The organism is Rhizobium sp. HT1-10, assembly GCF_049472505.1.
GTDB lineage: Bacteria > Pseudomonadota > Alphaproteobacteria > Rhizobiales > Rhizobiaceae > Rhizobium.
Genome location: NZ_JBCEBQ010000003.1, coordinates 133430 through 159292, shown reverse-complemented (window position 1 = coordinate 159292; position 25863 = coordinate 133430). Strand labels below are relative to the sequence as shown.

Sequence of the window (25863 nt, the reverse complement as noted above, 5' to 3'; positions counted from 1 at the left end):
GTGCCGCTGTCGTCGAACGGGTGGAACAGTCGACAATGCTGCAACGTCTACCGGCCGAGGCCAACCAGACATCTCCGGCCTCGGAAGCCTCCCTGGGCGAACGGCTGCTGATCGTTACGGATGCCTGGCATCCGCAGGTCAACGGCGTGGTACGTTCGATCGAGAATACCAATCGCGAGCTGGCGCGAATGGGCGTCACAGTCTCGATGCTGACGCCGGAGGGGTTTCGCAGCATCCCCTGCCCCACCTATCCCGAGATCAGGCTTTCCCTGGCAAGCTATAGACGGGTCGCCGCCGCTATCGAGGCGACGCAGCCATCCTATGTCCACATCGCCACCGAAGGCCCTCTTGGGCTGACGGCTCGCCGCTGGTGCGTGCGCAACGGCATGCAGTTTTCCACCACTTACCATACCCGTTTCCCGGAATATGTCGCGGCCCGCCTGCCCATACCGAAATCCTGGCTCTACGCCTTCATCCGCTGGTTTCACAATGGCGGCTTCGGCTGCATGGTGGCAACGCCAAGCCTTGCAGCCGAACTCGCGGCAAAGGGTGTCAACAACCTGCTTGCCTGGTCGCGCGGCATCGATGCCAACCTGTTTCGCCCGCAAGGGCGGGAAGAGACACCGTTCGGCCTGCAGCGCCCGATCTTCATGACCGTTGGCCGCGTTGCCACGGAGAAAAACCTGCCGGCCTTCCTCGATCTCGACTTGCCCGGTTCCAAGGTCGTGGTGGGTGGCGGTCCCGACCTCGAAGACCTGAAGAAACGCTATCCGCACATCCTGTTCACCGGCGCCAAATTCGGCGAAGAGCTGGCGCAGGCCTACGCCCAGGGCGATGTCTTCGTCTTCCCGTCGGTGACGGACACGTTTGGAAATACCATCCTGGAGGCGCTGGCGAGCGGCGTGCCTGTGGCCGCCTATCCGGTCACCGGCCCGGCGGACATCCTCGGTGGGAACACGGACGCCGGCGCTGTCGATACGGATTTGAAAGCGGCCTGCATCAGGGCGCTATCCTGCTCACGCGAGGCTGCACGCGCGCTGGCGCTGACCTACTCCTGGGAATCGGCAACCCGGCAATTCCTTGACAACATCAGGATCGCCAACGGCAAGATCAAGCGCCGCTAAGCGGCACACCGGCGAACGATGTCTCGCCTGCGATCAGGCTGCTTTCAGTGCTGCTTCTTGCGCTTGCTCGGATAGGGGTTCTTCCGCTTGCGGTTTTCAAACGGGTTTTCCGACGCATGGAAGTGGATTCGGATCGGCACGCCCGGCATGTCGAAATCCTCGCGCAACCCATTGGTGAGATAGCGGATATAGGATTCCGGCAGGGAATCCGGACGCGTGCAGGAAATCATGAAGCCGGGCGGGCGAGCCTTGACCTGCGTCATGTATTTCAGCTTCAGGCGGCGACCGGACACGGCGGGTGGTGGATGCTGCACCTGGCGGGCATCGAGCCAGCGGTTGAGCTTGGCCGTCGCGATGCGCTTGTTCCAGACCTTGTCGGTATCGATGATCGACTGCATCAGCCGGTCGAGGCCATCGCCCGTCTGGCCGGCAATCGTCACCGCACGGATGCCACGGGCCTGCGGCAGCAGCCGGTCGGTCTTTTCGCGCAACTCGGCAAGCACTGCCTGGCGATCCTCGATCAGGTCCCACTTGTTGAAAGCGATGACTGCGGCACGGCCTTCGCGGATGACGAGATCGACGATCTGCAGGTCCTGCTTCTCGAACGGGATCGTCGCATCGAAGACGATGACGACTGTCTCGGCAAAGCGGATGGCGCGCAGCGTGTCGGCGACCGACAGCTTTTCGAGCTTCTCGGTGACACGCGCCTTGCGGCGCATGCCAGCGGTGTCGCACAGCTTGATGGTGCGGCCACGCCAGGCCCAGTCGACCGAGATGGAATCGCGGGTGATGCCGGCCTCCGGGCCGACGAGCAGCCGGTCCTCACCGAGGAAGCGGTTGATCAGCGTCGACTTGCCGGCATTCGGGCGACCGACGATGGCGACGCGCAGCGGCTTCGTCTCGTCGTATTCCGGCTCTTCTTCCTTCTCGTCGTCGAAGACATCGTCGCCATCGAGCGGCAGCAAGACGTCCGTCTCAGCGACGTCGTCTTCGTCTTCCTCGATCTCAGGCGGATAGGCCCGGTCCTGGCCGATGGCAGCGACGATCGCATCGTGGAGATCGATCATGCCCTGGCCGTGCTCGGCCGAGATCGGGCATGGGTCGCCGAGGCCGAGGGTGAAGGCATCGTAGAATCCGCCGTCGGAACCTTTGGCTTCGGATTTGTTGGCAACCAGCACGACCGGCTTGCCGCGGCGGCGCAGAAGCTCGCCGAATACCTTGTCGAGCGGCGTCAGTCCGTATTTGGCATCGACGACGAACAGCGTCAGGTCCGCCTCCTCGATGGCTGCTTCCGTCTGGGCGCGCATGCGGCCCTCGAGTGAATCCTCGTGCGCCTCTTCGAGACCGGCCGTATCGATGATGGTGAAATGCAGGTCCATCAGCTTGGCATCGCCCGGACGGCGGTCACGGGTGACGCCCGGCGTGTCATCGACGAGCGCCAGCTTCTTGCCAACCAGGCGGTTGAAAAGTGTGGACTTGCCGACATTCGGGCGACCGACGATCGCAACCGTGAAATTCATGGCGATTGGTGTTCCTTTAGCCCTGGGCTTGCGGGGCTTTGCCCGACGCCGCGATATTATCAAGCATCATCTGGGCACGATTGGCAACATTGCGGGGTGATTGCTGGTCGCTGACGATCGCCTGGAACCACTGCTTGGCCTTGGCGAAATCGCCGGCCTTGTAGGCGGCAAGGCCGAGAACCTCGCGGGCGGAATGGCGGAAGGCGTTGGCCGGTACGGCCAGTTCCTCGGCAAGCGCCGAGACCTGTTCGTAGGTGCCTGTCTCGACCAGCAGGAAGGCCGCGCGCAAGCGGGCGGCATCCCCGATCACGGCGGGAACGCCCGACTGCTTGCTGATTGCGGTAAAGGCGGAGACGGCACCCGCCGTATCGCCTTTCTGTGCCTGCAGCGAGGCGGCGCGCATGCTGGCGAGCAGCGGATACATGCCCTTGCCATCCTTCTCGATGGCCGTCAGGGCTGCAAGTGCCTCGTCGCTCTTGTTCTGATCGGCCAGCGCCAGTGCTGCGATGAACCGGTCGCCGTTGTCGCCGGCCTGATGGGTTGCCCAATAGCGATAGCCGACATAGCCGGCGGTTCCGAGCACGACGAGCACGGCAAAGCCGATGATCAGCCGGCCGAAACGGCGCCAGACGAACTGCATCCTGTCAGAGCGCAGTTCCTCGTTGACTTCGCGGATGAAGCTGTCGTCGTTGAATGCCATTCTCGTCTCCGGCGCCCGGCCAAACTCACATGCGTAAAAGGGAACGCGCCGGCAGGGTGCAGCGCATGAACGGGCCTTCTAGCGCATTTTGCGTCCGTTGTAAGGGGGAACGGCAGAAATCATATCATTGCCAGCGGCGAAACGCCGATAAGCCACTCATGCAGCTTCCAGATGATCGCGCCCCAGAGCAGGATACCGAGGACAACCGCAGCCGCGTCGTATCTTGCCGAGACGAAAGGACGCGGGGTAATCTCGCCCGCCCGTGCCCGGCGCTTCAGCGAAATACGCACGATCACGCCCCAGGCGAGGAATGACACGAACAGCAGCACGCCGGCACTGTCGCCATTGGCCAATAGATGCGCCAGCGCCCAAATCTTCACCGCCAGCACCGTCGGATGCTTGGTCTTGGCTGCGATATGTCCGGCCGGCAGCCAGCCGGAGACAAGACAGATGCAGGCGATCAGCATTAGCGTCAGGGTGATGTGCGAGGCCCAGGCCGGCGGCGAATAGAGAACCGTCGTCTCGTAGCGCGCGATGCTGAAGGCGTAGATCAGCAGCGCCAGCGTAACGATGCTGGCAATCGACTGGAGGACGATCCAGGCGGGGCGTCCGAGGCGGCCGATCATTGCCAGTCGAAAGCCGGGGGCCAGCGCCTGTATCAGGTGCACGCCGAGAAAAAGAATGATGCTGACGACAAGCAAAGCCATGGGGAATCCTCTGAACCAAGACCACCATCCCTATCGGCTCGGCTTGAAAATTGAAAGCAGCAACCCAGCTTCCACCCTATTCCTCGCCTATCAGACCATAAAGCAAGATTTCCAAGGTGCCTCTTTTGCATTTTATCCCGGCCTCGGCCCTCGCCCTTTGCCTGCTCCTGCCTACCCCCGCGAAGTCTGAGGACAAACCGAAACAGCTGGTGCTGATCTCGTTCGATGGCGCCCACGACAATGTCTTGTGGACGAAGAGCCGCGAGATGGCCCGGCGCAACGGCGCGCACTTCACTTACTTCCTGTCGTGCACCTTCCTGATGAACCACGAGCAGGCCAAGGCCTATCAGGGACCGGGTCACAGGCCCGGCAAGTCGAATGTCGGATTTGCTCATACCGACGAGGAGGTGCGGACGCGGATCGCCAACATCTGGGAGGCTCACCAGGAAGGTGCCGATATTTCCAGCCATGCCTGCGGCCACTTCGATGGCAAGAATTTCACAAAGGCGGATTGGACGCAGGAATTCGGCGCCGCGCGGGAGGCATTGCGCGACGCTTGGAAAAATTCTGGCGCCGCCGCCGAAGAACCGGCGGGATGGCAGGACTTCGCCACCCATGGCGTCAAGGGATTTCGCGCGCCCTATCTCTCCACCAACGACGGGCTTGTCGCCGCCGAAAAGGAAGCCGGCTTCGTCTACGATGCCAGCCTCGTGACGCGCGGTGCGATGCTGCCGAAGACGGTCGACGGCATCGCGCGCTTCGGGCTGCCGCTGATCCCGGAAGGTCCCGACCACAGACTGGTGATCGGCATGGACTACAATCTCTACGTCCGACATTCGAAAGGCATCGAGGATCCCGCCAATTCGAAGACATACGAAGAGCGTAGCTTTGGGGCCTACGAGTCGGCGTTCAAGACGCAGTATGACGGCGACCGCATCCCGCTGCAGCTCGGCTTCCATTTCGTCGAGATGAACGCCGGTGCCTATTGGCGGGCGCTCGACCGCTTCGTCAGCGATGTCTGCCACAAGCCCGACGTCGCCTGCGTCAGCTACTCCGAAGCCCTGCCGTTAATCGCCGGAAGGGCCACGGCCGCCTCCGGTCTCTGACTTCATCTCCGCAAGGAAACATGAAAAAGGCCCCGCCTCCGGAGCCTTTTCCCAGTTAACTACGCCGAATTTCAGGTGTCCGGATTATCATCCCGCGCCTGACGCTCGAGATAATGCCTGTCGATCGCCGGCAGGGGTTCGTCGTCGATGACGGCTTCGAAGGCCTTGAGGCGCTTGTGGATCGACAGCAGCTCGATGATCGTCGTCCACGAGCTGACGAGATACTGGAAGGAGTTTGCGACCTGACCAAAGGCGGTCGAGATCTGCTGAAAAATGCCGTAGGTGATGACGCCGGCGACAATCGTCGGAGCCATAAAGAAATATACAAAGAGGTTATCGGCCTGCAGATAGAAAGCGCGCGCGATATTGAAATAGAGGTAGTGAAAGTAAAGCGTGAAATAGTTCGTGCGGACGTTGGCAAACAGCTGCTTTACGGTCGGAGGTTGGGCACGGTCGGCATGATCCTCGCCGTAGACCAGTTCCTTGCGATAGGCAGCTTCGACACGCTGGTTCTTGAAGTTCAGTCCCGGCAGCTTTATCCCGGCCACAGCCAAGAGCACTGTGCCGAAAATCGACCAGAACAACGCGAGCCAAAACAGCGAATTTGGTATGTAACCGATGATTGGCAGCGCCGTGACGTAATGCGACAGGGCCAGCATGATCGGCAGGAAGACGACCAGGGTCATCACCGAGTTGATCAGGCTGATGCCTAGAGTCTCGAGCGTGCTGGAGAAACGCATTGTGTCTTCCTGCACACGCTGCGAGGCACCTTCGATATGGCGAAGCTTCTCCCACTTCGACATGTAGAAGTTGTTCATCGCCGTCCGCCAGCGGAAGATGTAGTGGCTGGTGAAGAAGTCGGTCAGGACGGAAACGAAGATGCTGAGGAAGGCGATCTGCGCGAAAATCGTAAACAGCTCGTAGAAATTCTCGACCGAAATGCCGGGCTTCTTCGACAGCGCATTCTGCAAGAGGTCACCGAACGGACGGCGCCAGTTGTTGATGACGACGCTGATCTGGACGCCGAAATAGGTGACGAAGATGATCAGTGCCGATCCCCAGACCGACCAAAGCTTCCAGGGGTGATTGATGGCCTTCAGGTGCCAGAATCCGCAGAACAGCAGTGCGGAAAGGAAGAAGTAGCCATAGAACCAGAGATTCTCACGCAGTAGAAAGAAGGACAGGTCGATCGGCTGCTGGTCCTCAGGCACAGGGCCGAAGCCGAGTGACAGGCCGAGATGGGCGGCGCCGAGGTACCAGCCGAAGATGGAAACCAATGTCCAGACAATCAGGGAGGTGAAGAAGATCTTGGGCTGAGGAAAGAAGGAATGGAACACAGAAATCGCTTTCCTGAAGGGGAATGGGAAGCATCAGCCTTTGCTGATTTTGCCGGAACCTAAGGCAGTTCCAAAGCAGCGGCAACGCCCTTCCCACTTTGTTACACATTTGTAACTGCTTATTCCCCGCTTATCAGGTGGTTGCTGAACGGAACTGATCAGCTAAGCCGCGAAGCGTCGCCAGGAGATGACGCCATCCCTCGCCGCACTTCCCCATTCCAGCGATATCGACCTGCGCCATCTTGCAATCAATTATCTTACGATATATATCGTACGTCATTACGAACGATAGTGTTCGTCAAAACACTGGAGAAGACCTATGAGAGGCTTTAGACAGGCAATGTTTGGCGGCGGCTTCGGCCGGGCCGAGGCACATATCCTGCGGCACGCGGATTGCGGCGACCAAGGGCATGCGCAAAGGAGAGAGTTTATGCGAGGCTTCAAGGGCGGCATATTCGGCGGCGGTTTCCGCACCGGCCGCAAGTTCGATGCCGCAGACCTGCAACTGATCATTCTGGCTTTGCTCGCCGAACAGCCGCGCCATGGCTATGAATTGATCAAGATCCTCGAAGAGCGGTCGGGCGGCTTTTATGTGCCGAGCCCGGGCGTCATCTACCCGGCCCTGACCTATCTCGAAGAGACAGGACTTGCCGATATCGAGGTCAGCGGCACCAAGAAGCTGTATCGGATCACCGAAACGGGCAAGGCCCGCGTCGAGGAGAACCGCGCGCTGATCGAAATCACGCTCGCCAAGCTCGGCCAGATCGGCGAGAAGATGGATCAGGTGAAGCGCATGTTCGGTGGCGAGGATGGTCCCGGCGAACATGGGCACGATGACGCTTTCGATCGGGATGCCAGCGAAGTGCGGGCCGCGCGCCATCTGCTGCGCTCGGCGTTGCGGATGAAACACCCATGGACCAAGAGCGAAGGTGCTCGCATCGCCGCGATCCTCGAAAACGCCGCCGCCGAGATCCTGCGGCCGAAAACAGACCCGAAAGACTGACGCTATGGCCGGCTAGTCGTCGGCCAGCGTCAGAATGACCGGTCCGTTGCGGGTTGCGATGACGGTGTGCTCGAACTGCACGGTCGGTGCGCGCGGATCGCTGTAGAGCGTCCAGGCGTCGTCGCCGCCTTCGGCCCAGGTGGCGCCGAGCGACAGGAAGGGTTCGACGGTGAACACCAGCCCGTCCTGCATGATCCGCGTCTCGCTCGGATCGGCCCAGGTCGAGACCTCGGCCGGCTCCTCGTGCAGCGAGCGGCCGATACCGTGGCTGGCGAGGTTGGCGATCAGCGTGTAGCGGTTCTTGGCGGCGAAAGCACCGACGGCCTTGCCGATCTGCAGGAAGGGTACGTCGCTGCGCACCTGGTTCAGCCCGACCCAGAGCGCCCTCTTGCCATCGCGGCAGAGCCGCTCGATCTTCGGCTTGACCGGCGGCACGGTGAAGGAAGCCCCCGTATCAGAAAAGAACCCGTCCTTCTCGGCAGACACGTCGAGATTGACGAGATCGCCGGCCGCTATGATCCGTGGGCCGGGTATTCCGTGCGCCACTTCCTCGTTGACACTGATGCAGGTAGCGCCGGGAAAACGGTAGACGGTTTCCGGTGCCGAACGCGCTCCGGCGTCCTCCAGCACCTTGCGGCCGATGGCATCGAGTTCCAGCGTGGTGATGCCGGGCTCGAGAGCCGCAGCCATCACCTTCAAGGCATTGGCGCAGATGCGCCCGATGTCCTTCATCTTGGAAAGTTCGTCGTCGTTGGAAATGATCATCGTAGAAAAGGCTTCCGGCTCTCGTGCCGACACACGGCTTTGACAGGTTTAGGCTTGGCTTTCGCCCCTTGTCGGTCATGCGTCAAGGCTATTTCACCGGCTGCGGCAGTTTACCTAAGGCGCGTCACAGGCTCGACGCCAGGGCGGCAAGTTGATCGGCGCACTGTCCCCAACCTTCGTGGAAGCCCATGGCCTCGTGCGTCTCGCGGTCTTCCGCGCTCCAGTGCAAGGCCCTTGCCGTATAGCGGGTCTGGCCTTCACCGATGGCATCGAAGGTAATGACGGCCGTCATGAACGGTTTGGCGGAGGGTATCCAGGCGCTGGTGAAGGCGTCGGTAAAGACCAGCTTTCGGCCCGGGATGATCTCGAGATAGACGCCGTGGTTCGGATATTCGACGCCATCCGGGCCGCGCATCACGATCAGGTTGGCGCCGCCCGGGCGCACATCGAGCTGCGCCGTGGTCGTGGTGAACGGCGATGGCGCGAACCATTGCTTCAGCAGCTCCGGCTCGGTCCAGGCACGATAGAGCTTGTCGGGCGACGCGGCGATGATGCGTGTCAGCGACAACTCGTGCCCAATGATGTCCGGCTCGCTCATAATCCTCACCTCCCCCTTGCTGGACCAGATATATGCAGCAGATCGGCAGCAGGGCAAGTCGCGCAGATCGCCAACAGGCGGCCTTTCGCCGCCGCACGCTTGCGCCTCTCCCCGTCCCGGGCGAGAAGGGGCCGAGATCGAATCGGATGGGACGATGACCAGGAAGCAGATTGCCATCATCGGCGGCGGGCCAGCCGGGCTCGCGGCCGCAGAGGTCCTGAGCCAGGCCGGTCACGCGATCACCGTCTATGACAGCATGCCGACCGTGGCGCGCAAATTCCTGCTGGCCGGAAAATCCGGCCTCAACATCACCCATGCCGAAGACTACCGGCAATTCGCGGATCGATACGGCACGTCCAACGCGCAGCTACGTCCGGCGCTGGATGGTTTCGGCCCGGCAGACGTCCGCGCCTGGGCTGCCGGCCTCGGCGTCGAGACCTTCGTCGGCTCCTCGGGCCGCGTCTTCCCCCGCGCCATGAAAGCCTCGCCGCTGCTGCGGGCCTGGCTGAAGCGGCTTCAGGCGGCCGGTGTCACCGTCCTCACCCGCCATAGGTGGATCGGCTTTGACGATGGCGGCCACCTGTTCGAGACGCCCGAGGGCGAGCGCAGGATCGCCTGCGACGCGACGCTTCTGGCGTTCGGCGGCGCCAGCTGGCCAAGGCTCGGCTCGGACGGCCACTGGACGGCGGCACTATCCGGCAAGGGTATCGGGATTGCTCCGTTTCGCCCCGCCAATTGCGGCTTTGACGTCGCCTGGAGCGAAATCTTCTCTGAGCGCTATGCAGGGGCACCGCTGAAATCGGTGACTGCCACATCGGATGCCGGCACCGTGCCGGGCGAATTCGTCATCAGCAGACACGGCATCGAGGGTAGCCTCGTCTATGCCCATGCCGCCGCCCTGAGGGACCGTCTCGAAACCACGGGCAAAGCCAGCCTGCTGGTCGACCTTGCGCCCGGGCGCAGCGCCAACCGTCTCGCCAAGGATTTGGCGCGGCAGGATGCCAAGGCGAGCCTCTCGACGCGGCTGCGCAAGGCGGCCGGTCTCGAAGGCGTCAAGACTGCCCTGTTGCGCGAGCTTGTCCCCGCCGGAGATCTCGGAAATGCCGATAGCCTGTCGCACTGGATCAAGGCCCTGCCGATCCCCCTGCTCCGGCCACGGCCAATTGCCGAAGCGATTTCCTCGGCCGGCGGCATCACCTGGGATAGCGTCGACGAGACCTACATGCTGAAAGCCATGCCTGGCACCTTCGTCGCCGGTGAAATGCTCGACTGGGAGGCGCCCACGGGCGGCTACCTTCTGACCGCCTGCTTTGCCAGCGGCCGGGCCGCCGCAGAGGGCCTCTCCGCCTGGCTCAAGCGCTGAATGAAGCGGTTGAATCAAGGCTCCCGCGGATCGCTGTAAACCCTTCGATCGATTCAATATAGTGGCAGCCGACCATTGCGGTCGAAGCGGCAAGCAGTCCGCAGCCTATCGCGCGCTGAGCGTCCGGCGCACCGCATCCTTCCAGCCCTTCAGCTTGGCGGACCGGGTCTTCTCGTCCATCGACGGGACGAACTGCCGATCGATCGCCCATGCCCTGGCAAAGTCCTCGCATTGCGGCCAGACGCCGGCCCTGCTGCCGGCAAGCCAGGCGGCACCGAGCGCCGTCGTCTCGAGGATGGTCGGCCGGTCCACGGGCGCATCGAGCAGATCGGCCAACCGCTGCATCGTCCAGTCGGATGCGACCATGCCGCCGTCGACCCTGAGCACCGTCGCGTCGGGACCTCTCTTCCAGTCCTTGTGCATGGCGTCGAGCAGGTCCCGCGTCTGGTAGCAGACCGCCTCGAGCGCGGCATGGGCAAACTCCGCCGGACCGGTGTTGCGCGTCAGCCCGAAGATCGCGCCGCGCGCATGCGCATCCCAGTGAGGAGCACCGAGCCCAGTGAAGGCCGGCACCAGATAGAGCGGCTGCTCCGGATCGGCCTTCAGCGCCAGTCTGCCCGATTCCGCCGCGCTGCTGATCAGCCCCATGCCGTCCCGCAGCCATTGCACGGCAGCACCGGCTATGAAGATCGAGCCCTCGAGCGCATAGGTGGTCTTGCCGTCGAGCCGGTAGGCGATGGTCGTCAACAGCCGGTTTTTCGATCGGACCATGTCGGAGCCGGTGTTCAGCAGGGCAAAGCAACCGGTTCCATAAGTGGACTTCATCATTCCGGGTTCGAAACAGGCCTGTCCAATGACAGCCGCATGCTGATCGCCGGCAACGCCGAGAATAGGTATGGCAGCCCCGAAGAGGGCAGGATCGGTCACGCCGAAATCGGCTGCGCAATCCTTGACCTCGGGCAACATTGCCTTCGGCACGCGCAGGATCTCGAGCAGTTCATCGTCCCATTGATTGTCCGCTATATTGAACATCAGCGTGCGCGAGGCATTGGTGGCGTCGGTGACGAAGCTCTTGCCGCCCGTCAGCCGCCAAATCAGGAACGTGTCGATCGTCCCGAAGCAAAGCTCGCCCTTGGCGGCACGGGCGGCAGCACCTTCGACGTTTTCAAGCATCCACGAAAGCTTGGTGCCGGAAAAGTAGGGATCGAGCAACAGGCCGGTGCGCCGCGTGAACAGTGTCTCAAGATCCTCCCGCTTCAGCTTTTCGCAAGCGTCTGCCGTTCGACGGTCCTGCCAGACGATGGCGTTCTGGACAGGCTTTCCGCTCTCCCGTTCCCAGACGACCACGGTCTCCCGCTGATTGGTGATGCCGATCGCGGCGATCTGTCGAGCCTCGATGCCGGCAGCACTGATGGCCTTGCGCACGGTGGTAAGCACGCTCTGCCAGATATCCTCGGGATCGTGCTCGACCCAGCCGGGCTGCGGGTAGATCTGCGGAAATTCCATCTGACCGATGCCGGCAACCTTCATCTTTTTATCGAAGATGATCGCCCGCGTCGACGTCGTGCCCTGGTCGATTGCCAGAATATAGCCGCTCATATGTCCTCCGTCCCTCTCCCTATGTCTCACCAATAGGACAGGCCGGCGCGTCTGAACAGGAAGCAGGCACTAAAATTTCGCAGGGCGCGCAGCCGATTGCCAGTCTTGTGTCTTTGGCGCTAACCTCGGTCAAAAATCAGCAGCAGCCACGCGCAGGCGGACGGAAGGCAGAGCATGACCAGAACAGTTGTCGTCACCGGTTCCACCAGCGGCATCGGCCTTGCGATCGCCACGGCTTTCGCGGCCAGGGCCGACAACGTCGTCATCAACGGCTTTGGCGACAGCGCTGAAATCGAGGCCATCCGGACGTCGCTCGAAGCTGCGGGCGGCAAGGTGCTGTATCATCCGGCCGACATGACCAGGCCGGAAGAGATCGCCGACCTGATCTCGACGGCCGCTGATCGTTTCGGCGGCCTCGACGTATTGGTGAACAATGCCGGCATCCAGCACGTCTCGCCGATCGAGACGTTCCCGCTGGACCAGTGGGACCGGATCATCGCCATCAATCTCTCCAGCGCCTTCCACACCATGCGGGCGGCCATCCCCCTCATGAAAGCGAAAAGTTACGGCCGTATCGTCAACATTGCGTCGGCCCACGCGCTGGTCGCGTCGCCTTTCAAAAGCGCCTATGTCGCGGCCAAGCACGGCATTCTCGGGCTGACGAAGACCGCAGCTCTTGAGCTCGCGGAATTCGGTGTCACCGTCAACGCCATCTGTCCCGGTTACGTCATGACGCCGCTGGTCGCGCGGCAAATTCCCGATACGGCAAAGGCACGCGGCATGACCGAGGCGCAGGTAAAGACCGACGTTCTCCTCAAGGCGCAGCCGACGCGTGAGTTCGTCAAGGCCGAAGAAGTCGCCGCCCTGACCCTCTATCTGACCAGCGACGAGGCGCGTCAGGTCACGGGAACCCACGTCTCGATTGACGGAGGATGGACAGCGGCCTAACCATGCTTGGTTGAAAGACTGTGATAGCACGGCAAGGGGCACCATGAACGACACGATCCGGTTCATCCTGAATGGCGAGGACATCGCCCTGTCGAGCTTGCGGCCGACCGAGACGCTGCTCGATTTCCTGCGGATCGGCAGGCATCTGACAGGCACCAAGGAAGGGTGCGCGGAGGGCGACTGCGGCGCCTGCACGGTGCTGGTCGGGCGGCTGATCGACGGTGGGCTGCACTACGAATCGGTCAATGCCTGCATCCGCCTCGTCGGATCGTTGCAGGCCACCCATGTCGTGACGATTGAGCATCTCGCCGAAAGGGATGGTGCTCTGCATCCGGTCCAACAGGCCATGGTCGATTGTCATGGTTCGCAGTGCGGCTTCTGCACGCCCGGCTTTGTCATGTCGCTTTATGGCCTGTGGCTTGCAAACGAGAAGCCCAGCCGTGCCGCGATCGAAAAGGCCCTGCAGGGCAATCTCTGTCGCTGCACCGGCTACGAGCCGATCGTCAAGGCGGCCGAGCAGGTCAGCCTGACCCGCCCGAGCACGCTGTTCGACCCGCTGGAAAAAACCCGCGCGGACATCATGGCCCGCCTTTGGGCGCTGCAGAGCAATGAGACCATTGTCGTGTCCTCCGGCGAGGAGCGCGTGATCGTCCCCGGCTCTCTGGACGAACTCGCCCGCATCCTCGCCGACGAGCCGACCGCGACCGTGGTCGCCGGCTCGACGGATGTCGGCCTCTGGGTCACCAAGCAGATGCGAACCCTGAACCCGGTCGTTTTCATCGGTCACCTCACCGAAATGCAGTCGATCACATCTGGCGACGGCGGCTTCACCATCGGCGCCGGCGTCACCTACACGCGCGCCTTCGAGACGATTGCAGCACGCGTACCCACGCTTGGCCGGCTGATCGACCGCATCGGCGGCGACCAGGTCCGCAACATGGGCACGATCGGCGGCAATATCGCCAATGGTTCGCCAATCGGCGACAGCCCACCGCCGCTGATCGCGCTCGGTGCCATCGTCAAGCTCCGTTCGGCCTCCGGCACGCGCCAGTTGCGGCTGGAAGACTTCTTCATCAGCTACGGCAAGCAGGACCGCAATCGCGACGAATTCGTCGAAAGCATCTTTGTGCCCTACCCCGCCGACGAGGCGGATTTTGCAGTCTACAAAGTGACCAAGCGGCGGGACGAAGACATAACGGCCGTCCTCGGCGCCTTCTACCTGACGCTCGACGGCAACAACGATGTCCACGACATCCGCATAGCCTTCGGCGGCATGGCCGGCACGCCCAAGCGTGCCCGCAGCGTCGAGGCGGAGCTGATCGGCAAGCCCTGGACGGAGGCCACGGTGGAGGCGGCCCGCGCTGCCTTCGACGCAGACTTCCAGCCGCTGACCGACTGGCGCGCCACAGCCGAATACCGGCAACTGGCCGCCAAGAACCTGCTCCTGCGATTCTATCTTGAAACCACGGGCACACCCCAGGAACTCAGGCGCTTCGAGGAGATGGCGTGATGGACAAGTCCACCTTCGAGCAGCGCAAGATCATCAGCGGCGCCATGCACGCCTCGTTGAAGCACGATTCCGCCCATAAGCACGTGACGGGTACCGCCGACTACATCGACGACATTCCCGAGCCCGCCAACCTGCTGCACGGGGCGCTTGGCCTGTCCGATCGCGCCCATGCCGACATAGCCGGTATCGATCTCTCCGACGTTGCCGCTTATCCCGGCGTGGTCTGGGTCATGACCGGCGCCGATGTGCCCGGCGTCAACGATGTCAGCTCCAACGGCATGCATGACGAACCGCTGCTGGCGGAGACAAAGGTCGAGTTCCACGGCCAGCCGATCTTTGCCGTGATCGCCACGACGCGCGACATTGCCCGCCGAGCCGCTCGCCTTGCCAAGGTCGAGTATCGAGACCTGCCGCACTGGAGCGACATCGACGGAGCCCTCGCCAATGGCGGCGCTGTAGTCTACGACCCGATGACCCTCAAGCGCGGCGAGCCCGAGAGCGAGATGGCCAAGGCCCCGCGACGGCTGAAGGGGCAGATGCGCATTGGCGGCCAGGAGCATTTCTATCTCGAAAGCCATATCGCCATGGCGATCCCCGGCGAGGACGACGAGGTGACCGTCTGGTCTTCGACCCAGCATCCGACCGAAATCCAGCATATCGTCGGCCATGTCCTCAACATCCCGTCCAACGCCGTCACCGTCAACGTCCGCCGCATGGGCGGCGGTTTTGGTGGCAAGGAGACGCAGGGCAACCAGTTTGCAGCGCTCGCCGCCATCGCCGCGAAGAAGCTCAACCGCGCCGTCAAGTTCCGCCCCGACCGCGACGAGGACATGATCGCGACAGGCAAGCGGCACGATTTCCTGGTGGACTACGAGGTTGGCTTCGATGAAGACGGTCGCATCCATGCGCTGGATGCCACCTATGCGGCGCGCTGCGGCTTTTCCTCCGACCTGTCCGGCCCGGTCACAGACCGTGCGCTGTTTCACGCCGATTCCAGCTACTTCTATCCGCACGTCCACCTGGTCTCCAAGCCACTGAAGACCCACACCGTCTCAAACACCGCCTTTCGCGGCTTTGGAGGGCCACAGGGCATGGTCGGCGCCGAGCGGATCATCGAGGAGATCGGCTACGCGCTCGGCAAGGACCCGCTGGAGATCCGCAAGTTGAACTTCTACGGCCAGCCGGGTTTCGGCCGCACGCTGACCCCCTATCACCAGGAGGTCGAGGACAATATCATCGGCCGCATCGTCGACGAGCTCGAAGCCTCTGCCGACTACCAGGCCCGCCGCCAGGCGATCATCGAATTCAACCGCAACAGCCGCTACATTCGCAAGGGTATAGCGCTCAATCCGGTGAAGTTCGGCATCTCCTTCACCATGACCGCCTTCAACCAGGCCGGCGCCCTCGTGCACGTCTATCAGGACGGCTCGATCCACTTGAACCACGGCGGCACTGAAATGGGCCAAGGCCTCTACACCAAGGTCGCCCAAGTATTGGCCGACGCTTTCCAGGTTGACATCGAGCGCGTGAAGATCACCGCGACGACGACGGCGAAGGTCCCGAACACCTCAGCCACCGCCGCCTCATCCGGCTCCGACCTCAACGGCATGGCAGCCTTCGATGCAGCCCGGCAGATCAAGGAGCGGCTGGTGGCCTTTGCCGCCGCCAAATGGGACGTCGAGCCGGCTGAGGTCATCTTCCTTCCCAACCGGGTCCGCGTCGGCGACATCGAGATCCCCTTCCCCGACCTTGTCAACCAGGCCTATTTCGCCCGCGTCCAGCTCTCTGCGGCCGGCTTCTACAAGACCCCGAAGATTCACTGGGACCGCAAGGCGGGGCGCGGCACGCCCTTCTACTACTTCTCCTATGGCGCCTCCTGCTCCGAAGTGTCGATCGACACGCTGACCGGCGAGTACCTGATCGACCGCACGGACATCCTGCACGATGTCGGCCGGTCGCTGAACCCGGCGATCGACATCGGCCAGATCGAGGGCGCCTTCGTACAGGGGATGGGCTGGCTGACCACCGAGGAACTTTGGTGGGACGCCAAGGGCCGGCTGCGTACCCACGCGCCCTCCACCTACAAGATACCGCTTGCCTCCGATCGTCCGAAGATCTTCAACGTGCGGCTGGCGGAATGGTCGGAGAATGCCGAGCCGACCATCGGCCGCTCCAAAGCGGTCGGCGAGCCGCCCTTCATGCTCGGCATCTCGGTGCTCGAGGCCCTGTCGATGGCCGTCGCCAGCGTCGCTGACTACCGCCTCTGCCCCAAGCTCGACGCCCCGGCCACGCCCGAGCGGGTGCTGATGGCGGTCGAGCGACTGAAGGGCATGTGAGGACGGGCAGGCGATGCCGAACGACCGACACCCATCACGCCCTCATTCCTGTGCCCGTAACAGGAATCCAGCCAGGGCGCGTTTGCGCCGTGAGAAGACTCCCGGGGGGCCAGCAAGCCTCCCGCGCCCAAGGATTTGGGCGCAATGGAGTCCTGTGACAAGCACAGGAATAAGGGTGGTGAGTATTGACTGCGCTCGGCAAGTCACCACTCTGAGGGACGCCCCATGACATCGTCCCTCGCCGTCTTCCTCCCGCAAAACCCGGCGTCCGTCCTCGTTGAGATCATCGGCACGCAAGGGTCGACGCCGCGTGAGGCCGGGACCTTTATGCTCGTTTCTGCAGACGATATCTGGGGCACGATCGGGGGTGGGCAGTTCGAGTTCATGGCGATCGCCAATGCCCGGGCGATGCTGGAGGGTGGCGGCCTCGCGGTCATGGATATTCCGCTTGGCCCCGAGATCGGGCAGTGCTGCGGCGGACGGACGCAGCTCAGCTGCCGCGTGGCGAGCGCGGAGATCATCGCCGATCTCCGCCGGCGGCTGGAGGGCGAGGCGCAGGCGTTTCCGCAGGTGACGTTGTTCGGTGCCGGCCATGTCGGACGCGCACTGGCGGTAGCCCTGAAACCGCTGCCGGTGACGACGCTCGTCGTGGAAACCCGGCAGGCGGAACTCGACGTACTGCCCGATGGCATCGAGAGGCGGCTGGTTGCCATGCCGGAAGCGCTGATCGCGGACCTTCCGTCCGGCAGCGTCGTGCTGATCCTCACCCACGACCACGCTCTCGATTTCCTGATCGCCTGGGAGGCGCTGGCACGAAGCGACCTTGCCTATGTCGGCATGATCGGCTCGGCCACCAAGCGCGCCACCTTTGCCCATTGGCTGGCGCGCGAGGGTGGCGCGCCGTCCTTGATGGAGCGCCTGACGCTGCCCATCGGCGGCACCACCGTCAAGGACAAACGCCCCGAGGTGATCGCCGCCATGACCGCCGCCGAGATCCTGACAACACTTGCCGCCTATCGCGTCCGCTCATCGACATGACGCGGATCGCGACCGTCGAGAAACCCGAGGTCGCGCTTGACCCGGTCGGGCATGGCTTCGAGATCGAGCTTTCCCATAGGAAGCGACTTTCGCGTGATAATCGCGAGTAGACGGGCGAAGAGACGGCTGCCCTGCTCCGCCGGTGACGACGTTTCGGCGATACTGCGGGTCATCGGCTTTCCTCTGATTTATTGATCCTGAGGATTGCAGTGTGCGACCGGAAATGCTGCGATTCCAATCGAACAACCGTCTGCATGCATAAAGAGATTTGATCCATGGGACTATCGAGGCAGTTTCCGCTCAACGCCCTGCGCGTGTTTGAAGCGGTGGCCCGGCTGGGCAGCTTCACCCGGGCCGGCGAGGAAATCGGCATGACGCAGACGGCCGTCAGCTATCAGATCAAGCTGCTGGAGGAGAATATCGGCGAGCAACTGTTCCTGCGACGGCCCCGACAGATCAGCCTGACCGAGACCGGGGAGCGGCTAATCCCCAAAGTCGTGGAAGCCTTTGCGATCCTTCAGGAGGCGATGGCGTCCGTCCGGGAGGCGACCGAGGAGACGCTGATCATTCACTCGACGGCCACCTTCGCGCAGCAATGGCTGGCGCGCAATCTCGGTTCGTTCCAGGTGCTCCATCCGAATATCGCAGTTCGGCTGAGGACATCGGACGATGTGATCGCCTTCACCCGCGAAGCGGTCGACGTCGCAATCCGGAGCGGAAACGGGCAATGGCCTGGACTTGTTGCCGACCGACTGATGATCGTCGATTTCACCCCGATGCTCAGTCCCCGCCTGGCAGAGGAGATGGGCGGCATCCACGCGCCGGAAGACCTGCTGAAACTGCGGATCATCGATGCCGGCGATCCCTGGTGGGCCGAATGGTTCAAGGCGGCGGGCGTAGAGAACCCGGATCTTGCCAGCCGCCCTCGCTCCCGGCTGGGTGCGCAGGCCTTCGAGGCGAGTGCGGCGATTGCCGGCCAGGGCGTGGCCATCCTGACCCCGGAATTCTACCGGGACGACCTTGCCTCCGGACGGCTGCTACAACCCTTTCCGCTCGTCTGCGACGAAGGCCGAAACTACTGGCTGGCCTATCCCGAGAGCCGGCGCAACATCCCGAAGATCAGGGCTTTCCGCAACTGGATCACAGCTGCGATCAAGGGCCAAACCCCGTGACCGACGGCGCAGTTCTGGCCCGAGCTTTCCCCGTCGGCACGGCCAACTGTAACCGAACCGTCACATCTCTCCACCGCGTGTTCGCAGGCGCAACAAACAGCGCCGGATTTGCCGCTGTCCCCTTCCCTCCGGGCTGAAAATTTTTCAATGTGACGGGGACGACGACAGGGGACGCACATGTATGAATACGCCATCGCGTGGGAATGGCTGGCCTTTGCGGCCCGCTGGTTTCACGTCATCACCGCCATCGCCTGGATCGGCTCGTCCTTCTATTTCATCGCGCTGGATCTCGGCCTGGTGAAGCATGCCAACCTGCCGGCCGGCGCCTATGGCGAGGAGTGGCAGGTGCATGGCGGCGGCTTCTATCACGTGCAGAAATACCTGGTGGCACCGGCCAGCATGCCGGAGCACCTGACCTGGTTCAAATATGAGAGCTATTTCACCTGGCTCTCCGGCTTCCTGATGCTGGCGATCGTCTATTACGGCGGCGCCGACCTGTTCCTGATCGACCGCCATGTGCTCGATGTGAGCGCCCCCGTCGCCATCCTGATCTCGCTGGCCTCCCTCGCCGTCGGCTGGATCGTTTACGACCAGCTCTGCAAATCGCCGCTGGGCCGCAACACCTGGGTGCTGATGGGCCTGCTCTACGTCGTGCTTGTTTTCATGGCCTGGGGCTACACCCACCTCTTCACCGGCCGCGCCGCCTTCCTGCATCTCGGCGCCTTCACCGCGACGATCATGTCGGCCAACGTCTTCTTCATCATCATGCCGAACCAGCGCGTCGTCGTCGCCGATCTGATTGCCGGGCGGACCCCCGATGCGAAATATGGCGTCATCGCCAAGCAGCGTTCGCTGCACAACAACTACCTGACCCTGCCGGTCATCTTCTTCATGCTGTCGAACCACTATCCGCTGGCCTTCGGTACGGCCTACAACTGGATCATCGCCGCCCTGGTGTTCCTGATGGGCGTCACCATCCGCCACTGGTTCAACACCACCCATGCCCGCAAGGGGCGTCCGACCTGGACATGGCTCGTCACCGTTATCCTGTTCATCGTCATCATGTGGCTGTCGACCGTGCCGAAGATCCTCTCCGGTGAGAAGGATGCGGCTGTCGTTGCCCCGGCCTTCCAGCAATTCGCCAGCGACGCGCATTTCCCGGCAGCAAAAGCCATCGTCTCCACGCGCTGTTTGATGTGCCATGCGGCCGAACCGGCCTATGACGGCATCGTCCGGGCACCGAAGGGCGTGCTGTTCGAGACCGATGCCGAGATTGCCATGCATGCCCGCGAGATCTATATCCAGGCCGGCCGCAGCCATGCCATGCCGCCCGGAAACGTCACCGACGTGACACCCGAGGAGCGCAAGGTGCTGGTCGCCTGGTTCGAAAGCTCCGTCAATCAAGGCAAGACCCAATGACTTCCACACTTCTGCGCGGCCGACTGCTCTCCTTCACCCGCGCACCGCACGACCTCACAGACACCGGCAGCTATGTCTATGAAAGCGACGGCGGCCTGCTGCTGGCCGATGGTCTGATCGTCGCCAGCGGCCCCTATGCCGAGATCAAGGCGCAGGCCGCAGCGGACGTTGTGGAATTCGACCACCGGCCGCACCTGATCATGCCGGGCTTCATCGACACCCATCTGCATTTTCCGCAGATGCAGGTCATCGCCTCCTATGCCGCCAACCTGCTGGAATGGCTGAACACCTACACCTTTCCCGAGGAGTGCCGTTTCGTCGAAAGCGCCCATGCCGCGCGGATCGCGACGCATTTCTACGACGAACTGATCCGCCACGGCACGACGACGGCGGTTGCCTACTGCTCGGTCCACAAGACCTCCGCCGATGCCTTCTTCGCCGAAGCCCTCAGGCGCAACATGCGCATGGTCGGCGGCAAGGTGATGATGGACCGCAACGCACCGCAGGGCCTGCTCGATACCGCACAGCTCGGCTATGACGAGACCCGCGCCGTGATCGCGGAATGGCATGGCAAGGGCCGCAACCACGTCGCCATCACCCCTCGCTTCGCCATCACCTCGACCCCTGAGCAAATGCAAGCAGCCGGCACGCTCGCCCGCGAATTCCCCGACCTGCACATCCAGACCCATCTGTCGGAAAACCACGACGAGATCAGGTTCACCGGCGAACTCTACCCGGAGGCCATCGACTATACCGACATCTACGCCCGCTATGGCCTCCTCGGTGACAAGACGCTGTTCGGCCATTGCATCCATCTGTCCGAACGCGAGGCAAACGCGATGAGCGAGGCCGGCGCGATCGCCGTCCATTGCCCGACCTCGAACCTCTTCCTCGGCTCCGGCCTGTTCCCGCTGAATGCACTGGCGCGGCGCGATAAACCGGTGCGCATCGGCGTCGCCACCGACATCGGCGGCGGCTCGAGCTACTCGATGCTGCGCACCATGGACGAGGCCTATAAGATCCAGCAGCTGCTCGGCGAGCGCCTGAACCCGCTGGAAAGCTACTATCACATGACGCTCGGCAACGCCGAAGCCCTGTCGCTGGCCGACCGCATCGGAACGCTGGCGCCAGGCAGCGACGCCGATCTTGTCGTCCTCGACGCCGCAGCGACCCCTGCCATGGCATTGAAGTTGGAGGTCGTACACAGCCTCGTCGAGGAGCTTTTCCTGCTGCAGACGATGGGTGATGATCGTGCGATTGCGGAGACCTATGTCGCAGGCGTCGCCATGAAAAAGTCGCTCTGACCGCCCTTCGTGGTGACCACAAGGTGATCGGCAAAAGTGTGGGGCTTAATCCTATTTAAACCATGCGTCCCTAACACTCAGGTCGACAAAGTATTTCTGGCAGCCATGACGGCGCTTTCCGTTTGTCATTTATCTTATCATCTCGCCGGATCCCCCGCATTCCGAGGTTGTACAGCTTGGTAGGCATTGCCTGCCATCGCCTGTGAATGCGTCGAATTCGTTGCCACCGCATTCACCAGAGGTCAGATGTCATTTCTGAAGAACGCCAGCATTCGCACAAAGATACTGTCGCTTATCATCCCGCTTTGCTTGGTCGGTGCGGGGTCGATGGCGTTCGTTGCAAGCCGCTACAAGGCGGCCGACACCGCCTACTCCGATTTTATCGCCAATGACAACGTCGCCGCCGTTGAGATGGCGCGGGCAAACCGAAACCTCGTTGCGACCGCCTACGGCGCTTATGAGGCAATGGTTTATTCCGCAAAGGACCCGAGTTTCAAAAAGGCACAGAGCTTCTACGAGACCAGCAAGACACAACTGTTTGGACGGATGGACCATGTAAAGGCAAGCATTCCGGATCGGGCGAACGAAATGGACGCGCTGATCGGCCGGGTAAAGGAGATCATAGCCCTTACCGACGAGTCCGTCCGGTTGAGCGCTTCCGACCAGGATGACAATGCGAAGGCACTGTTGGTCAAGGCCGATGCGTTGATCCTGCCCCTGACACTCGATACCGCAGCGCTTCTCGACGAGATCACCAAGGCCGTCGGGGCCAAGAGCGACGACCTGTCGGATCAAACGAATTCTACCATCGTCTCGTCGCTCATTGTCGTCGGAATCGCCTTCGCTCTTGGCATTCTCGCCTCTCTGTTCGTGGCATCGAGGGGCATTACCACGCCGATCGTGCGGCTGCGCGACCGCATGACATCGCTGGCCCAGGGCCAGACGGAAGCCATCGTCGAAGGCCAGGACCGTCGCGACGAAGTCGGCCAGATGGCCGCGGCAGTTTCGGTTTTCCGTGACAATGCAATCGAACGACTTCGTCTCGAAAATGAAGCGGAAAGCAATCGCAGCTTGACCGATCGCGAACGCATGGCGCGCGAGAACCAAAAGGCCGAAGAAGCGGCAAACACCAAATTCGCCGTCGACCATCTGGCCGCGGCACTCGACCGCCTGTCGAACGGCGATGTTGCTCATCGTATCGAGACACCGTTTGTCAGCCACCTCGACGGGCTCCGCACCAACTTCAACGGCTCGGTTGCCAACCTGCAGGAAGCCCTGCGCGCGGTCGGCGAGAATGCACGCGGCATCGATGCCGGCGCCAACGAGATCCGGTCAGCGGCGGACGACCTGTCGAAGCGGACGGAACAGCAGGCAGCCTCCGTCGAGGAAACTGCGGCTGCGCTCGAGGAAATCACCACCACGGTGAAGGATTCCAGCCGGCGGGCCGAAGAAGTTGGCGGCCTCGTCGCAAGGGCACGCGAAGGCGCCGAAAAATCCGGCTCCGTCGTCCGGCAAGCTGTGACTGCGATGAACGAGATCGAAAAATCGTCGGGCGAGATCACCAACATCATCAGCGTCATCGACGAGATTGCCTTCCAAACGAACCTGCTCGCTCTTAACGCCGGCGTCGAGGCCGCACGTGCAGGTGAGGCCGGCAAGGGCTTTGCGGTGGTCGCGCAGGAGGTTCGCGAATTGGCCCAGCGCTCCGCCAAGGCCGCAAAGGAGATCAAGGCGCTGATTACAGCCTCCGGCGAGCATGTCCGCTCCGGCGTGCAGCTCGTCGGCCAGACTGGCAAGGCGCTCGAGGTCATTGTCACAGAAGTCCAGGACATCAACCGGCACATCCACGCAATTGTCGAATCCTCGCGCGAACAGGCGGTCGGGCTCCAGGAGATCAACACAGCCGTCAACACGATGGATCAGGGGACGCAGCAGAATGCCGCCATGGTCGAGCAATCGACGGCCGCAAGCCACAGCCTTGCGCGCGAGGCAGCGTCGCTGAACACGCTGCTGTCCCGCTTCAACATCGGCCGCAGCGAGGCTGTCGCAGCACCTGCGGTTCGGACGGCGTCAGCTGCTTCACGCCCAGCTCCTTCGCCAGCCCACGCCCTCGGCCGCAAGGTCGCCAAAGCCTTTGGCGGCGGTGCGACGGCAGCTGCCCAGAGTGCATCCTGGGAAGAGTTCTGATCCAGGGAAAAGCAGCGGGCAGCGGGCACCACATTGCCCGCTGCCCGCGCCGCAAACTATGAACGTGCAGCGGACAAACGACCAATGATCCTATCTTGCCACCCGTCCTCGGCGTGGCCGATCGGGACGTCAACTGACCTTGACGGGATCTCCGGAGCCGCCGAAACTCGGTGACAATGCCTGCCATTCCATGTCATAGGCAAAGACCGTTTTCACCCCTGAAGGCACCCCCAATGTCCACACCGCTTACGATCGCCGACCTCAAGGCTTTGGCGAAGCGCCGCGTTCCAAAAATGTTTTTCGACTACGCCGATTCCGGCGCCTGGACGCAGTCGACCTACGACGCCAACGAGAGCGACTTCCAGAAAATCAAGCTGCGTCAGCGCGTTCTGGTCGACATGACCGACCGCACGCTTGAGACGACAATGGTCGGCCAGCCCGTATCGATGCCGGTGGCGCTGGCGCCCACCGGCCTCACCGGCATGCAGCATGCGGACGGCGAGATGCTGGCGGCAATCGCAGCGGAAGAATTCGGTGTGCCCTTCACGCTCTCGACCATGAGCATCTGCTCGATCGAGGACGTCGCCTCGGTAACGACAAAGCCCTTCTGGTTTCAGCTCTACGTGATGCGGGACAAGGACTTCGTGATGAACCTCATCCACCGCGCCAAGGCTGCCAATTGCGGCGCCCTGGTCCTGACGGCAGATCTGCAGATCCTCGGCCAGCGCCACAAGGACCTGCGCAACGGCCTTTCAGCGCCACCGAAATTCACGCCCAAGCACATCTACCAGATGGCAACACGACCGATGTGGTGCCTGGGCATGGCGCGCACCAAGCGTCGTTCCTTCGGCAATATTGTTGGGCATGCGAAGAATGTCTCCGACCTTTCCTCGCTTTCCTCCTGGACGGCGGAGCAATTCGACCCGAAGCTGTCCTGGGACGATGTCGCCTGGATCAAGAAGCAATGGGGCGGCAAGCTGATTATCAAGGGCATTCTCGATGTGGAGGACGCCCGCTCGGCGGCGGCAACGGGAGCCGACGCCATCGTCGTCTCCAACCACGGCGGGCGGCAGCTCGATGGCGCGCCCTCGACCATCTCGATGCTGCCGCGCATCGTCGACGCCGTCGGCGACAAGATCGAAGTCCACCTCGACAGCGGCATCCGCTCGGGCCAGGATGTGTTGAAGGCGATCGCACTGGGTGCCAAGGGCACCTATATCGGCCGCCCCTTCCTCTACGGCCTCGGCGCCATGGGCAAGGAAGGCGTCTCGCTGGCGCTCGCTATCCTGCGCAAGGAAATGGATGTCACCATGGCGCTGTGCGGCAAGCGTGATATCAACAACGTCGATTTGTCGATTATTTCAGACGTCGCCTGAGGTCACACGCTACCGGAGCCAGCCCGTCGCCAGACCACTTGCCCAATCCTCGCGGCCGTTGCGCGCCGCGAGATCGGAAGCGGCCATGTGGTCATAAGCGACCGTGCGGAATGTCGCCGTCCAGTCCGCGCCGCTTTTATCCAGGATTGCATAGGATGCCATCGGATGGCCGGCTTCGACCTTATGAGGATAAGGCGCGTCGTCATCATAGGCGGGGCAGCCGACGCTGCCGGGATTGACGATCAGCCGCCCGTCGCCCAGCCGGACCATCCTTGGAATATGGCTATGGGCACAGAGGATCAAGCCGTGCTCGATCCCCTTCGCAAGGCCCTCGATCGCTTCCAGTGGCTTCAGCGACACGGTGCCATCGGGAGATACCTGCTCCAGCCAATAGTGATTATCGTCTCCAGGTGTCGCATGGCAGAGATAGGCCTCGTTACGATAAACGAGGCTTGAAGGCAGGCGACGCAACCATTCGAGATGACGCGCCGACATCTGGCGAAAGGCGAAACTGTCCGAGACCTCCATGTCAGAGACATCGCGGTCGATTAGGTAACGGTCGTGGTTGCCGCGGACGGTCACCATATCCCGCTCGAGCAGCACGTCGCCCACCCGATCCGCTTCGAGCGGTCCGCTGAAGCAGTCGCCGAGATTGACGATGTCATCGATGCCCAGTGCGCTGATATCGGCAAGCACCGCCTGCAGAGCCTGAAAGTTGCCGTGGATATCGGCGATCGCCGCGAACCGCATG

At 62.4% G+C, this 25863-nt stretch carries 22 protein-coding genes; 13 read left to right on the top strand and 9 right to left on the bottom strand.

What is annotated here, in order from left to right; genetic code table 11:
- Positions 1-35: 35 nt before the first annotated feature.
- Positions 36-1124 (top strand): glycosyltransferase family 4 protein, encoded by a 1089-nt coding sequence (locus tag VH564_RS09385; protein ID WP_423339977.1) that lies wholly within the window; start codon positions 36-38, stop codon positions 1122-1124.
- A gap of 44 nt (positions 1125-1168) precedes the next feature.
- Here VH564_RS09385 and der read toward each other — a convergent pair whose 3' ends face one another.
- The 3 genes from der to VH564_RS09370 form a co-directional block, all read right to left on the bottom strand.
- On the bottom strand, positions 1169-2644 hold the full coding sequence (der, locus tag VH564_RS09380; RefSeq protein WP_423339561.1) for a ribosome biogenesis GTPase Der: 1476 nt from the start codon (positions 2642-2644) through the stop codon (positions 1169-1171).
- A gap of 16 nt (positions 2645-2660) precedes the next feature.
- On the bottom strand, positions 2661-3344 hold the full coding sequence (locus VH564_RS09375; protein ID WP_423339560.1) for a tetratricopeptide repeat protein: 684 nt from the start codon (positions 3342-3344) through the stop codon (positions 2661-2663).
- Positions 3345-3463: 119 nt separating this feature from the next.
- Positions 3464-4051: an NnrU family protein gene (locus VH564_RS09370; RefSeq protein ID WP_423339559.1), complete on the bottom strand. Its 588-nt coding sequence runs from the start codon at positions 4049-4051 to the stop codon at positions 3464-3466.
- Positions 4052-4176: 125 nt separating this feature from the next.
- On the opposite strand from VH564_RS09370, the gene VH564_RS09365 reads away from it, so the two are divergent.
- Entirely contained in the window at positions 4177-5157 is a 981-nt protein-coding gene (locus VH564_RS09365) for a polysaccharide deacetylase (protein ID WP_423339976.1), read from the top strand.
- A gap of 71 nt (positions 5158-5228) precedes the next feature.
- On the opposite strand, the gene sbmA is transcribed toward VH564_RS09365, so the two are convergent.
- On the bottom strand, positions 5229-6494 hold the full coding sequence (sbmA, locus tag VH564_RS09360) for a peptide antibiotic transporter SbmA (protein WP_423339558.1): 1266 nt from the start codon (positions 6492-6494) through the stop codon (positions 5229-5231).
- A 430-nt stretch (positions 6495-6924) separates the two neighbouring features.
- Between sbmA and VH564_RS09355 the strand changes: the two genes are divergently transcribed.
- Positions 6925-7497, top strand: a complete 573-nt coding sequence (locus tag VH564_RS09355) for a PadR family transcriptional regulator (RefSeq protein ID WP_423339557.1) — start codon at positions 6925-6927, stop codon at positions 7495-7497.
- 12 nt (positions 7498-7509) lie between these two features.
- Here VH564_RS09355 and map read toward each other — a convergent pair whose 3' ends face one another.
- Both map and VH564_RS09345 read right to left on the bottom strand, forming a co-directional pair.
- Complete coding sequence (gene map / locus VH564_RS09350) at positions 7510-8262, bottom strand: type I methionyl aminopeptidase (protein ID WP_423339556.1); 753 nt, start codon at positions 8260-8262, stop codon at positions 7510-7512.
- A 124-nt stretch (positions 8263-8386) separates the two neighbouring features.
- Positions 8387-8860: an SRPBCC family protein gene (locus VH564_RS09345; protein ID WP_423339555.1), complete on the bottom strand. Its 474-nt coding sequence runs from the start codon at positions 8858-8860 to the stop codon at positions 8387-8389.
- A gap of 154 nt (positions 8861-9014) precedes the next feature.
- Here VH564_RS09345 and VH564_RS09340 point away from each other — a divergent pair, with 154 nt between their 5' ends.
- Complete coding sequence (locus VH564_RS09340) at positions 9015-10223, top strand: TIGR03862 family flavoprotein (RefSeq protein WP_423339554.1); 1209 nt, start codon at positions 9015-9017, stop codon at positions 10221-10223.
- Positions 10224-10328: 105 nt separating this feature from the next.
- On the opposite strand, the gene glpK is transcribed toward VH564_RS09340, so the two are convergent.
- Complete coding sequence (gene glpK / locus VH564_RS09335; RefSeq protein ID WP_423339553.1) at positions 10329-11822, bottom strand: glycerol kinase GlpK; 1494 nt, start codon at positions 11820-11822, stop codon at positions 10329-10331.
- Between the two features lie 174 nt (positions 11823-11996).
- On the opposite strand from glpK, the gene VH564_RS09330 reads away from it, so the two are divergent.
- From VH564_RS09330 to xdhC, 4 genes are all read left to right on the top strand, one after another.
- Positions 11997-12770, top strand: coding sequence for a 3-hydroxybutyrate dehydrogenase (locus VH564_RS09330; protein WP_423339552.1), 774 nt, complete (start codon positions 11997-11999; stop codon positions 12768-12770).
- 43 nt (positions 12771-12813) lie between these two features.
- Positions 12814-14280, top strand: a complete 1467-nt coding sequence (gene xdhA / locus VH564_RS09325) for a xanthine dehydrogenase small subunit (RefSeq protein ID WP_423339551.1) — start codon at positions 12814-12816, stop codon at positions 14278-14280.
- On the top strand, positions 14280-16616 hold the full coding sequence (gene xdhB / locus VH564_RS09320) for a xanthine dehydrogenase molybdopterin binding subunit (RefSeq protein WP_423339550.1): 2337 nt from the start codon (positions 14280-14282) through the stop codon (positions 16614-16616). The genes xdhA and xdhB overlap by 1 nt, the downstream gene beginning before the upstream one ends.
- A 225-nt stretch (positions 16617-16841) precedes the next feature.
- Positions 16842-17654, top strand: a complete 813-nt coding sequence (gene xdhC / locus VH564_RS09315) for a xanthine dehydrogenase accessory protein XdhC (protein ID WP_423339549.1) — start codon at positions 16842-16844, stop codon at positions 17652-17654.
- Here the strand turns inward: xdhC and VH564_RS09310 are convergent.
- Positions 17630-17827, bottom strand: coding sequence for a hypothetical protein (locus tag VH564_RS09310; RefSeq protein ID WP_423339548.1), 198 nt, complete (start codon positions 17825-17827; stop codon positions 17630-17632). The two genes, xdhC and VH564_RS09310, sit on opposite strands and share 25 nt — an antisense overlap.
- 102 nt (positions 17828-17929) lie before the next feature.
- On the opposite strand from VH564_RS09310, the gene VH564_RS09305 reads away from it, so the two are divergent.
- The 5 genes from VH564_RS09305 (at position 17930) to VH564_RS09285 (ending at position 25112) form a co-directional block, all read left to right on the top strand.
- Entirely contained in the window at positions 17930-18826 is an 897-nt protein-coding gene (locus VH564_RS09305; RefSeq protein ID WP_423339547.1) for a LysR substrate-binding domain-containing protein, read from the top strand.
- A gap of 177 nt (positions 18827-19003) precedes the next feature.
- The gene (locus VH564_RS09300) at positions 19004-20245 is read left to right on the top strand and encodes a urate hydroxylase PuuD (protein ID WP_423339546.1); all 1242 of its coding nucleotides are present in this window, start codon (positions 19004-19006) and stop codon (positions 20243-20245) included.
- Complete coding sequence (guaD, locus tag VH564_RS09295) at positions 20242-21549, top strand: guanine deaminase (protein WP_423339545.1); 1308 nt, start codon at positions 20242-20244, stop codon at positions 21547-21549. The genes VH564_RS09300 and guaD overlap by 4 nt, the downstream gene beginning before the upstream one ends.
- Positions 21550-21795: 246 nt before the next feature.
- Complete coding sequence (locus tag VH564_RS09290) at positions 21796-23736, top strand: methyl-accepting chemotaxis protein (protein ID WP_423339544.1); 1941 nt, start codon at positions 21796-21798, stop codon at positions 23734-23736.
- 233 nt (positions 23737-23969) lie between these two features.
- Positions 23970-25112, top strand: a complete 1143-nt coding sequence (locus VH564_RS09285; RefSeq protein WP_423339543.1) for an alpha-hydroxy acid oxidase — start codon at positions 23970-23972, stop codon at positions 25110-25112.
- Between the two features lie 9 nt (positions 25113-25121).
- Here the strand turns inward: VH564_RS09285 and VH564_RS09280 are convergent, their stop codons facing one another.
- On the bottom strand, positions 25122-25862 hold the full coding sequence (locus VH564_RS09280) for a metallophosphoesterase family protein (protein WP_423339542.1): 741 nt from the start codon (positions 25860-25862) through the stop codon (positions 25122-25124).
- Position 25863: the final 1 nt, after the last annotated feature.